The organism is Fischerella sp. PCC 9605 (assembly GCF_000517105.1).
GTDB lineage: Bacteria > Cyanobacteriota > Cyanobacteriia > Cyanobacteriales > Nostocaceae > PCC9605.
The window spans coordinates 313,288-322,308 of the sequence record NZ_KI912152.1 but is presented as its reverse complement, the minus strand read 5'-3'; the positions used below and the strand labels follow the sequence as shown (position 1 = coordinate 322,308).

The 9,021-nt window shown below is 43.2% G+C and carries 16 protein-coding genes; 4 read left to right on the top strand and 12 right to left on the bottom strand.

Annotated features, from left to right (window positions below):
* Nucleotides 1-16 precede the first annotated feature (16 nt).
* Entirely contained in the window at nucleotides 17-211 is a 195-nt protein-coding gene (locus tag FIS9605_RS0131705; protein WP_026736116.1) for a hypothetical protein, read from the bottom strand.
* Nucleotides 195-599: a hypothetical protein gene (locus FIS9605_RS0131700; protein WP_026736115.1), complete on the bottom strand. Its 405-nt coding sequence runs from the start codon at nucleotides 597-599 to the stop codon at nucleotides 195-197. Before FIS9605_RS0131700 ends, FIS9605_RS0131705 begins: the two co-directional genes overlap by 17 nt.
* A 620-nt stretch (nucleotides 600-1,219) precedes the next feature.
* Between FIS9605_RS0131700 and FIS9605_RS0131690 the strand changes: the two genes are divergently transcribed.
* On the top strand, nucleotides 1,220-1,438 hold the full coding sequence (locus FIS9605_RS0131690) for a dodecin family protein (RefSeq protein ID WP_026736114.1): 219 nt from the start codon (nucleotides 1,220-1,222) through the stop codon (nucleotides 1,436-1,438).
* Between the two features lie 99 nt (nucleotides 1,439-1,537).
* On the opposite strand, the gene FIS9605_RS0131685 is transcribed toward FIS9605_RS0131690, so the two are convergent.
* Complete coding sequence (locus FIS9605_RS0131685; protein ID WP_026736113.1) at nucleotides 1,538-1,906, bottom strand: hypothetical protein; 369 nt, start codon at nucleotides 1,904-1,906, stop codon at nucleotides 1,538-1,540.
* Nucleotides 1,903-2,235, bottom strand: a complete 333-nt coding sequence (locus FIS9605_RS0131680) for a DUF5674 family protein (RefSeq protein ID WP_026736112.1) — start codon at nucleotides 2,233-2,235, stop codon at nucleotides 1,903-1,905. Before FIS9605_RS0131680 ends, FIS9605_RS0131685 begins: the two co-directional genes overlap by 4 nt.
* Before the next feature lie 219 nt (nucleotides 2,236-2,454).
* Between FIS9605_RS0131680 and FIS9605_RS38995 the strand changes: the two genes are divergently transcribed.
* A complete protein-coding gene (locus FIS9605_RS38995) occupies nucleotides 2,455-2,796 on the top strand; it encodes a GUN4 domain-containing protein (protein WP_051470217.1) in 342 nt (113 codons plus the stop codon).
* 8 nt (nucleotides 2,797-2,804) lie between these two features.
* On the opposite strand, the gene FIS9605_RS45715 is transcribed toward FIS9605_RS38995, so the two are convergent.
* The 7 genes from FIS9605_RS45715 to FIS9605_RS0131655 all read right to left on the bottom strand — a co-directional run bounded on the left by FIS9605_RS45715 (nucleotide 2,805) and on the right by FIS9605_RS0131655 (nucleotide 6,745).
* Nucleotides 2,805-3,359: a hypothetical protein gene (locus tag FIS9605_RS45715; protein WP_231510421.1), complete on the bottom strand. Its 555-nt coding sequence runs from the start codon at nucleotides 3,357-3,359 to the stop codon at nucleotides 2,805-2,807.
* 40 nt (nucleotides 3,360-3,399) lie between these two features.
* Complete coding sequence (locus tag FIS9605_RS45710; protein WP_231510535.1) at nucleotides 3,400-4,488, bottom strand: recombinase family protein; 1,089 nt, start codon at nucleotides 4,486-4,488, stop codon at nucleotides 3,400-3,402.
* 5 nt (nucleotides 4,489-4,493) lie between these two features.
* Nucleotides 4,494-4,754, bottom strand: a complete 261-nt coding sequence (locus FIS9605_RS45705; protein ID WP_231510534.1) for a recombinase family protein — start codon at nucleotides 4,752-4,754, stop codon at nucleotides 4,494-4,496.
* A gap of 17 nt (nucleotides 4,755-4,771) precedes the next feature.
* Entirely contained in the window at nucleotides 4,772-4,954 is a 183-nt protein-coding gene (locus FIS9605_RS45700; RefSeq protein WP_231510533.1) for a hypothetical protein, read from the bottom strand.
* 650 nt (nucleotides 4,955-5,604) lie between these two features.
* Nucleotides 5,605-5,754: a hypothetical protein gene (locus FIS9605_RS43455; RefSeq protein ID WP_155960624.1), complete on the bottom strand. Its 150-nt coding sequence runs from the start codon at nucleotides 5,752-5,754 to the stop codon at nucleotides 5,605-5,607.
* 121 nt (nucleotides 5,755-5,875) lie between these two features.
* On the bottom strand, nucleotides 5,876-6,202 hold the full coding sequence (locus FIS9605_RS0131660; RefSeq protein ID WP_026736111.1) for a hypothetical protein: 327 nt from the start codon (nucleotides 6,200-6,202) through the stop codon (nucleotides 5,876-5,878).
* Between the two features lie 336 nt (nucleotides 6,203-6,538).
* Nucleotides 6,539-6,745 carry a hypothetical protein gene (locus tag FIS9605_RS0131655; protein ID WP_026736110.1) on the bottom strand — a complete coding sequence of 69 codons (207 nt, stop codon included), beginning with the start codon at nucleotides 6,743-6,745 and terminating at the stop codon, nucleotides 6,539-6,541.
* A 96-nt stretch (nucleotides 6,746-6,841) separates the two neighbouring features.
* Between FIS9605_RS0131655 and FIS9605_RS0131650 the strand changes: the two genes are divergently transcribed.
* Together FIS9605_RS0131650 and FIS9605_RS0131645 are read left to right on the top strand one after the other, a co-directional pair.
* A complete protein-coding gene (locus tag FIS9605_RS0131650) occupies nucleotides 6,842-7,258 on the top strand; it encodes a hypothetical protein (RefSeq protein WP_026736109.1) in 417 nt (138 codons plus the stop codon).
* Between the two features lie 23 nt (nucleotides 7,259-7,281).
* Nucleotides 7,282-7,680, top strand: coding sequence for a nuclease A inhibitor family protein (locus FIS9605_RS0131645; RefSeq protein ID WP_026736108.1), 399 nt, complete (start codon nucleotides 7,282-7,284; stop codon nucleotides 7,678-7,680).
* 274 nt (nucleotides 7,681-7,954) lie between these two features.
* Here the strand turns inward: FIS9605_RS0131645 and FIS9605_RS0131640 are convergent, their stop codons facing one another.
* Complete coding sequence (locus tag FIS9605_RS0131640; RefSeq protein ID WP_026736107.1) at nucleotides 7,955-8,758, bottom strand: hypothetical protein; 804 nt, start codon at nucleotides 8,756-8,758, stop codon at nucleotides 7,955-7,957.
* Nucleotides 8,759-9,021: the final 263 nt, after the last annotated feature.

The window sequence follows — 9,021 nt, the reverse complement described above, 5'->3', positions numbered from 1 at the left end:
TTTTATGGTGCAATCGTCAAGCCAATGGCGGTGTAAAGCGAAGTTGAGCAATGTGATCGCCTGTTATTGTTTCACTCCACTCAAAAAAGCAGCGATCGCAAGAGTAATAACGAGCTTCCGGATCATAGGTGGTTTCTGAGGAGCCGCATTTGGGGCAAGTGATTTTCAATAATTTACGGTCATAATCTGATTTTTTATTTGTTTGATTCATTTAATTCTTTTAAGTTGTTGTTTAACGTTAGATAAATTTCCATACATTTTCCTGGTTTACGCTCAAAGCCGCTTTCTGCCATATCATTAAAAGATTTTAAAGTATCAAGATTTGTAGCCGAGTTGTCACCATATGCCTTTTCTTTCTTAACAATGGAGTCAATCATCCCAGCTAAATCTTTATCACTTTCAATGCATAGTTTTTTTAGTTTTTCAAATTCCTGTCCATAGATATCAATTTGTGCTGATTCCTTCTTCCCATCCTTTAATGCCAGGATTTTTGGGAAGACACTTATTGAATTACCAGATGTAGAAGCATTTTTTTGTGTTCGTCCCTGTGAACAGCCGACGAGCAGAGCAATTAATAGACCTATCAAAACTTTTTTCATAGGGAGGCGATCGCGTTACACAACAGTTATAGCTTGATTAGTGTAATTTTTTACACTAGCAAGGCATCTCAAGTTTAAGCTAGAGGCGATCGGGTTTTGTAGTAGACTTGCGGTAATTCGTTTATATTGCCGTTTTTACGTGTCCCCTGAATGCGGGTATCTCGGCAGATACCCAGAACCAGCCAAAAAGCGATCGCACCTACCCACTATGCTTGAATCTTCCTGCTCAACCGCACCACAACTTCTTGGGGCAGCATGTCAGGTACATCATTGGAGGGTAGGGACTTAATAAACACCGTCACCTGCTCTTGGGTTTCACGCATTGCCGGACTCCCACGCCGCTACAATCTGCTGCACCGCCCGGCTAGTCCCAACACTTCCTCAAAAATTTTTTGCAACACAACCAAGGAAACTGCCCTATGGTAGACGACAAGCTAATTCTGCTCTGTACAAATTGAGAATTAGAACGAACAAGTAAGGAGCACATAAGATATAAAGCTATTGCTACTGCCATTGGAATTTAAAATGCAGTGCAGGTCATTTCCTACCAACTCCACCCAAGAAACGGAAACAATGCTGCTGAGTGAGCGAATCACAAATGTAACGAAAGGAGAATATTCATGTCAGTCGCTAAAGTAATCGAGATTGTAGCTTCTTCCGAAAAAAACTTTGATGATGCAGTGCAACAGGGTTTAGCAGAAGCGGCGCTGACGTTGCGTGGCATTAGCGCTCTTGAGATAACTAACTGGACTGCTGATGTCGAGAACAATCAGATTGTGCGCTACAAGGTGACGATGCACATTGCTTTTAAGGTCGAACATCATACGACAACCCCCTGATGAGCTACTGTTTCATTCGCCAGTGCGATCGCACCCCCAATTCGGGAACCCTGTTAATAGTTGCGTTCCCCAGTTAGAAGTCAAAGATGATGATTAACTTTAACAAGCTTCAGAGACTGATTCTGATAACAATCCCGACATATCCAAGACACGTTGCGACCACGAACCGACTTCAGCTTGAACCTGGCTTAAAGCTGTGGTATCAGACCAAATTTTTTCCCAGTTAAATTGCCAACGTGTTAAAGTACGCCCCAATTCCACTAACTCTGCGGCTTGGTCAATATCCATTTGGGGTGCTGTCCACTCAATAAAATATTTACTTTCTCTGATGAGACTGACTGCAAAATCTGGGTGTGCCAAATTATCAGAAAAAGATTTAATTCGAGCTAAGTTTGTCGCTAAGTGACCCAAGCGAGTGGGGATATCATCTTGTAGGAAGCGTTCTTGTTTTTTAGTCAACTCAGTCATACGTTACCTAGCAACTCTTCGATAATTTGGCTAACAATTTCTCTAATCGTAGCGTCTAAAATTTCCATTGAACGGTTTTGGCGAGGGCGAATATTGATTAGAGAATCATAAGTAATTTTTTGATTAATAGGCATAAAGTTTGCACCCCAGATATTTACTTGCCTGCTGCCATCCTCAAGTAATACCTGTTCGCAGTCAAAATGCATTTCACCGCCCCCGGTAAGGATACGGCGTTCGATGTCAACCGCAAGTTTAATATAAAATTTATGCTCCAGGAGCATCTGTTCTATTTGTTCTGGGGTGGCACGAGTGCGTATTATAATAATCAAGTTTTTACTATTATTTATTATTAGAAAATCAGGGCTAAATCTCCCCATTTATATTATTTTAAACTATATTGAAATCATCAATTTCAACACTTGTATAAGATTTTCTTTGATTTTTATTAGAGATAATATTAATTTTCCGAGGCGCGATCGCCTGAAGGTAAACGAGCAATTAAACTGGTGCTATGAAGAAAATCCAATTGCGCTTTTAAGAATGCTCTAATGTCTGAACAAGATAAACTACTCTCAAATGTAGGTGTGGACTACACCCCGTTACGCGACCTACTAGTAGCAGGGCAGTGGCAAAAAGCTGATGAAGAAACTGGGGCAGTGATGCTAAAAATAGCTCGTCGCGTTAAAGACGGTTGGCTTAGGGAGGAAGACTTTACAGAATTCCCCTGTCTAGACCTAGAGACGATAGATAGGTTGTGGGTAAAGTACAGTCAGGGACGTTTTGGATTCTCCGTGCAGAGCCGTATTTGGGAAAGCGTAGGACAAGATTATGCAAAATTTGGCGATGTTGTAGGGTGGCAGTTAGGCAGCTCTTTTGATTGGGCATCTTGATACTCCTTTCAAAAACGCAAGTTCTGGAGTTCTCCAGCTTTGAGCTTTTGGAATTGTAAGAGTGTATCGGGAAGGTTAGGAAACAGATAAAGCCCGGTTGATTCATCCTTGCTAATGGCGATCGTTCCGTTATGAATGCGATCGTAGATCCAGTGGGGTGAAAGTTCTAAAGACTGGGCAACTTGAGGAACCGTAAGATAACCCGAAATCTCGCGGGGATGAGACTGGCTACGGTTTTGAAAAATATGATGTTTAAGCCGGATAGTTTTGACTGTACTGGGCAGGAGAGTTTTGCATAGTGGCGATCGATAACCTTGTGCCGTCAGTTGTTGAGCGATAACTTGGTCATCAATACTTTGTTGGCTCAAACTAACAACCTGAGTTTCCAATTCCTGGGCATTGGTGAGTTCAGCCAATGAACCAACTGGGATTGGCAGGTCAACATTAGTAGTGTCACCACCTTTCCAAATAATCCGAGTGCGAACTGTATCACGTGCAACACGATGAATGACGACCTTATCAATGAGGCAGCGTAGCAGAGATTTTTTTTGCACTTGTGTCAAGGTGCCACTGTGCCAAAGTTCAGGGAGCCTTTGTCCAATGTTAATAAAAGCAGTTTTGAGTTCTTTTGGTAGGTGATCTACTGTTTGAGGCTGCTGACGTTGAGCATAGTTTTCTTGGCGAAAGTTTTAGTTCGCGTAAAGCGTTTTCCCAACGCTGTTCTAGTTCGGCCGCTACCAATCGGTTATCCGGGTCAACCCGGTTAAACTGTCTTTCTGCTAGTGCTACTTGATACTGTAAACGTTGTATTTGTTGAGAGTGCGCTCGTTCCACTGTCTCTTGAGACTGCTGTTGGGTTTTGACAGCTTTGTGATAAGCATCTAGCTCTACAACTGACAAAGCTTCTAAAAAGGCATTGACTACGTACTCATCAATTGCATCAGCAGGAATATACTGACAAACAGGCACACGATACTGCTGCTGCCGTAAGGAGTTACAAATATAGCGGGTTGCGCCTTTGTACTGGACAACCATCTTGTGACCACATTCACCACAGTAAACTATCCCATGCAGTAATGCTGCACCAGGGCGAGGGATACCACGAGTTTTATTGCGGTCATACTCAGCATAATTATCCATAAGCTGTGCCTGATTACGCTCGTAGGTTTGCCAACTGATGTAAGCTGGATATACGTCATTGACTCGGATTTTCCATTCGGCCATTGGCAATTGCTTTTGTTGTGGCTGATTTGAAACCAAACCACGTTTGAGAGTACGTGTACGTCCATATACAAATGCACCAGCGTAGGCAGGATTTTTCAGAATTGAGATGATACTTGCCACGCTAGGCTTGCGCCAGAAAATATCACCAAAGCGATTTCTCCGTGGAAGCAACAGCCCTTCACTGTTGAACGTCTGCAACACTTTGGAAGCTGACTTACGTTGCCCAAAAATCTCAAACACTAAGTTAATTCGGTTAATCACCTCACGATTTGGGTCTTTCTGCACCACTCCCAGTTCATCACGAACCAAACCCACAGGTAAGGTGAGTGCCAGTTCACCACGCCTGGCTTTGCTAAGAATCCCAGCACTTAAGCGGGAACGAATCGTATGCAACTCTACTTCGGAAATTTGTCCTTTGAGTCCCAACAATAATCGACCATTGGCACTACTTGGGATCATAAACCCCATCTCTGTCAGCAATCAAACAACCCTCTGTAACCACACAAGTCCAGCAAGGGATACCAATCTGAGCAATTACGTGACAGGCGAGTAACATCATAAGAGAGGATAATCCCTACTAATCCTAAAGTTACCTGGGCTAACAGTTCTTTAAAGCCTGGTCGCTGTTCTGCGCTGGCGGCGGTAATACCTAGATCAGTGTCAATTACCTCAATGTTATTATCCGACCAGCCCAGTTCTATAGCTCGCTGACGCAGAGCGTATTGCAGACGCAAACTCTCCTGATTGCTGATTAATTGATGTGGGGGTAGACTGACGAATGTAGATTATCGCTTTGCGGTTCAGGTGTTGGAGTGTTACTAGCTCTGAGGTACTCATAAATTACCTCCTGGAAGACGGTTTGTAGTTCGTCTGTGATTACTTCTTGGAGTGCTGGGGTGAGGCGTTCCCAGATCTCACGGGGTGGGATTGACATAAAACCTCACATTGTTTGGCTAACGTGACTAACTCAGTCACACTCTCTAATGTGAGCTTAGTACGTAAATACTGTTTTGGGAGAGCTAATTGGGTTGCTGATAAAGGAATGCGTAAGCGCATATGACCTCGATAGGCTACTACCGCATGACCCTCACCACTTGGCGGGGTTGATATGGATATCACTGCAAACCTTCGCCCAAATAGTGGGTGCATCACATCAGTTACTTCTATGTCAGTTAAGTTTGCTGATGGGTTCTTGAGATGGGCATTAAGTAATGGTTTCGTTAGACTGGCGGCAATATTCTGACCTTATTTTTAGCCTGGAGGCTCCCGTCGGACATCTACCGGCTGCACCATTCTTTAAGTTGAGCAAGTTTTCTATTGGCTGGGCTGCAACTATTGCTCCAAAACTTGTGGACTGCTGTGCGAATGATTTCTAAAACAGGTGCTATACCGACAGAATGCGATCGCCCCGACTGGACACACAATATACTGGTGCTATGCCGAAAATCAAGAAGTGCGATCGCACAAAGGCTTATAAAAATGACAACAGTACAAGCTAATCTACGCTCAAACAGTAGGTTATACCCCTTCCCACTACTTTGAGAAGAGGATATTCCCTACATTTTTAGACAAATGATCCCTTCTCTAATAGGCTTTTGGTGAATATAGAAGAAGGGCAACCCCAACAATTAAGGGAAGTAATCCACCTTTGACACTGAATTGTTCAGTTTGAGACAATTCTTCAATGTCGTCGTTAGCTTCAGGAATGTTAAGGTCAGATATTTTTATTTTCATATTCTCCTCACAATAAAAAAGAGAAAACTATGTCTCTAAATATTTGAAATTAGACTAAATAAAGCCAAGAATACAAGTAGAGCAACTAATTTTTTTAGACTTAATTCAAGTTGTTATGTCTTCATGCTTCCATTGGGTCTGGTCTACCAATTCCCAACTCCCTTAACTTGACTTTCACATCCTCCCACTCAGTACCGCAGTAGTAGTATTTTTTATCCAAGATATTCGCTATGTAATAGCCCTGCTTGCCGCCGTTGATGCGGAATAGTTCAATGGCGACTTTCTTCATAGAAGTGCCAAAAGCTGCAAACTCTTCTTCCGGTGACAAATTCGGGGCGTTAAATAAGTTAATAAATGGCTCACCATGCTTAAAAGCCCAGCCGTTACCTCGGCGCTGAATAATTTGATAATAAACAGGACAAACAATTGCGGTGTTGGAATCTGCCATAATCAAACTAGGTTTTAATTTAGAGTAAAGCCCCTAGCAGGATACTAGGGGCTACTAACTATATGTTAGTTATCAACGTTGTCTTGAGAATCTGGCTCGTCTGCAATATCGTCCAGGTCATCTCTGACAACTTCCGAGTCTACGAGGTAGGTTTCCCCCGATACTTCCAAAGCGCTTTTTCCAAACTCCTTGGATTAAACGGATAAAGACTTTAACCGGGTTCCAAAAACCTCGATGACCGTTACCATTTTTGCTCAATCAATCACCTCCTTTATTTGGTAACTGGGGACACGCAACGTCCCCAGATTTATTTTAAACCACTTTTACGTCAAAAACTTAACCACTTTTACTAGCATTACTTCTATTTTTAGTAGCGATTAATATTAGTTCACCTGACGCGATCGCATCAAGTAATTGACCTGTTGAACCTTCATTGTCGTAGGTATAGCCCAGTAATTGCGCGATTTCTTTGAGCTTATCCCCCGTCCCTGGTGCAACTCGTGCATGTAAATTTACGCGGTCTAGTTTTTTTCTTCCTGCCATAAGTGTAAACAATAAATCTATAAAAGTGGTGTACAGATATAGAATAACAAAAACGGGTAGGTGCGTCGCACTCGTGCAAGGAATTAAACTGGTACTATGCCAAAAATCAAAGAGTGCGCTAGCTGCCAGTTCTACTCCCATAACCCCCATGTTGTCTGTGCTGTCCATCCCACAGGCCCAGCAGCAAACACCTGTCTTGATTTCCGTCCTGACCCCGAACTAGAGGGTAAGCAGTTCGTGGATTTTTTGGGTATTGGTGATGACCAAGAACTGTGGGAACCCCAAGGGGCAAGGTATATTGATTCGGAACTGGTAATAGAGCGTGTGACCTATAACGGCGAGGAAATTATTCAGCCGCCGCAGCGCTGGACGAGGGAGGAACAGCTTTGGTTACTGGACACGCACCCAATGTTTACTGGCAAGTGTCCTCAGTGTGGCGTTGAGATGAACCGAGACTATACAGCACGGGTGCATTGGGATTGTGAGTGCGGGTGGATGGATGATAGCGTGTAGAGCGATCGCACTATCTACTGATTATGACAGACACCCAAATTGTTGACCAACTAAAAGCAGCAGCTAATGGTTTACTCATGATGAGTGAATCTGAGTACCCATTTGAAGTTTTCTTGTGGTCAGGTGCTGCACGCATAACACCTCAAGAAGTTGTGCAGCGAATGGGTCATTCTTCAGACTCCCCAATTGAAACTATTAGTGTGGACAACTTCTTTAGTGCAGCCACAACTGACGAAGATTGGCACGGCGACGAAGAAAAACAGATGGTAGCCAAATTTAAAGCACTGGTGCAGACAATTAAATTGAACTTAGCTAACCCGATTGTGTATCGCTTAGGCAGAATTGAAATTGATGTTTATATAATTGGTGAAACCCCAAGTGGTGCCTTGGCTGGGCTTTCTACCAAAGTTGTAGAAACTTAAATCAGGCGCGGCAATTAACTGACAACTGACTATTGGTTATCAACTTTGCTTTTTTTGTGAACTCTCCTTTTAGCAGCTCTAGTAAGGACTCGCCCTTATATCAAATACCACTAGGTAGCACAAAGAAGAAAGCAAGTATTGCAAAATTCTTACAAAGTATACAGGTTGTAAGTGCGATCGCACACCTAACAGCAGCAATCGTCCTTTTCTCCCAGAACTGGCGATGACGATGTGCAGGCTGCACAAGGACGGCTGCCTCTACCTTTTTGTAGTACTATTCGGGAGACGAATTGACCAAAATAGGATTAATCCAAATCAACTTGTGTTCTTTCATCCCTAGTCCGCAAGGTTGGTTCCTCCAGTGTCCTCGTCTCCAATGAGTCTTAGGGCTGGTATGGTCTCCTATGGGTTCAGTTCGCTTTGAAACTTTGTCATCAATCCAGTTGATGTTCCAGGTATGATCACCCCTCTCATTGTGGTGATGCTGTACGGGTTCGGCAGTCATTGACTCTCGGTGTTTTGCCCAAAAGCGTAGCAGTTGTGCCAACAGTTCCCAAGTTTTCAGCACAAACTCTTCACTGCCTGCCTTCACGTGATCCACAACATCGCTCTTGTAAATCCTGCCACAAATATCGTCTTTCGCGTCATGAGCATAGCCAAACATAGCGATACTCCCATCAGGCTGTTGGGCATAGCTCAGAACTAAAAGTGAACTACCACTGCTGCTCGTAAGGGTATCTTCGTGAATGAAAAAGCTGGCGGCTGGCATGGGCAACTTGATTTGTGTCCAGGTCTGCCTCTTTTTGCTAGGCTTCTGAAGCAAGTCTAGAGTGAGTTTTTGCTTGACCCAGTAGATCGGGAAATCGTATTCCTCAAGTCCTCGATAAACATCACGGACATCTTCTAAATTGAGATTATTACGCAAGTGGGGATGTTGCCGATCTGATACATCAGCTACCAGTGACTTGTGAATATGGCTGAGCCTGTTTACGAACTTCTGCCAGTACTCATAACCGTCTTGGTGCGGATAATTCCGGAAGAGCAGGGAGTTAAATTTATCGTCAGAGCGGATTTTCATAGATCCATCCTCAGAATAGAAATTCTAAGAAGAACCGTTTTATCTAACAATATTGTATCGAATTTTACATTTAACTGCCCTTCATGTCTTGTTTCTCTCTAGGCTGGCAAAAACTACTGATTTTCTCCCAAGTACTCAATTAACTCCCTCTCGTGTAGAGATTGAACGCTTTTAATGAGCGTCACGTTAACGTTTTTGACGATTTGGCACGTCAGAAATTTTGAGTACCCCCACCCAGCTGTACAATTTCTACACGCGGTACA

What these genes read in the sequence shown, in the direction of transcription:
- FIS9605_RS38995 (WP_051470217.1), top strand. Translation starts at nt 2,455, where the DNA reads ATGTCTGAACAAGATAAACTACTCTCAAATGTAGGTGTGGACTACACC.
- FIS9605_RS0131660 (WP_026736111.1), bottom strand. Translation starts at nt 6,202, where the DNA reads ATGGCAGATTCCAACACCGCAATTGTTTGTCCTGTTTATTATCAAATT.
- FIS9605_RS0131650 (WP_026736109.1), top strand. Translation starts at nt 6,842, where the DNA reads ATGCCAAAAATCAAAGAGTGCGCTAGCTGCCAGTTCTACTCCCATAAC.
- FIS9605_RS0131705 (WP_026736116.1), bottom strand. Translation starts at nt 211, where the DNA reads ATGAATCAAACAAATAAAAAATCAGATTATGACCGTAAATTATTGAAA.
- FIS9605_RS0131685 (WP_026736113.1), bottom strand. Translation starts at nt 1,906, where the DNA reads ATGACTGAGTTGACTAAAAAACAAGAACGCTTCCTACAAGATGATATC.
- FIS9605_RS0131655 (WP_026736110.1), bottom strand. Translation starts at nt 6,745, where the DNA reads ATGGCAGGAAGAAAAAAACTAGACCGCGTAAATTTACATGCACGAGTT.
- FIS9605_RS45710 (WP_231510535.1), bottom strand. Translation starts at nt 4,488, where the DNA reads ATGGGGTTTATGATCCCAAGTAGTGCCAATGGTCGATTATTGTTGGGA.
- FIS9605_RS0131645 (WP_026736108.1), top strand. Translation starts at nt 7,282, where the DNA reads ATGACAGACACCCAAATTGTTGACCAACTAAAAGCAGCAGCTAATGGT.
- FIS9605_RS0131690 (WP_026736114.1), top strand. Translation starts at nt 1,220, where the DNA reads ATGTCAGTCGCTAAAGTAATCGAGATTGTAGCTTCTTCCGAAAAAAAC.
- FIS9605_RS45700 (WP_231510533.1), bottom strand. Translation starts at nt 4,954, where the DNA reads ATGTCAATCCCACCCCGTGAGATCTGGGAACGCCTCACCCCAGCACTC.
- FIS9605_RS0131640 (WP_026736107.1), bottom strand. Translation starts at nt 8,758, where the DNA reads ATGAAAATCCGCTCTGACGATAAATTTAACTCCCTGCTCTTCCGGAAT.
- FIS9605_RS43455 (WP_155960624.1), bottom strand. Translation starts at nt 5,754, where the DNA reads ATGAAAATAAAAATATCTGACCTTAACATTCCTGAAGCTAACGACGAC.
- FIS9605_RS0131700 (WP_026736115.1), bottom strand. Translation starts at nt 599, where the DNA reads ATGAAAAAAGTTTTGATAGGTCTATTAATTGCTCTGCTCGTCGGCTGT.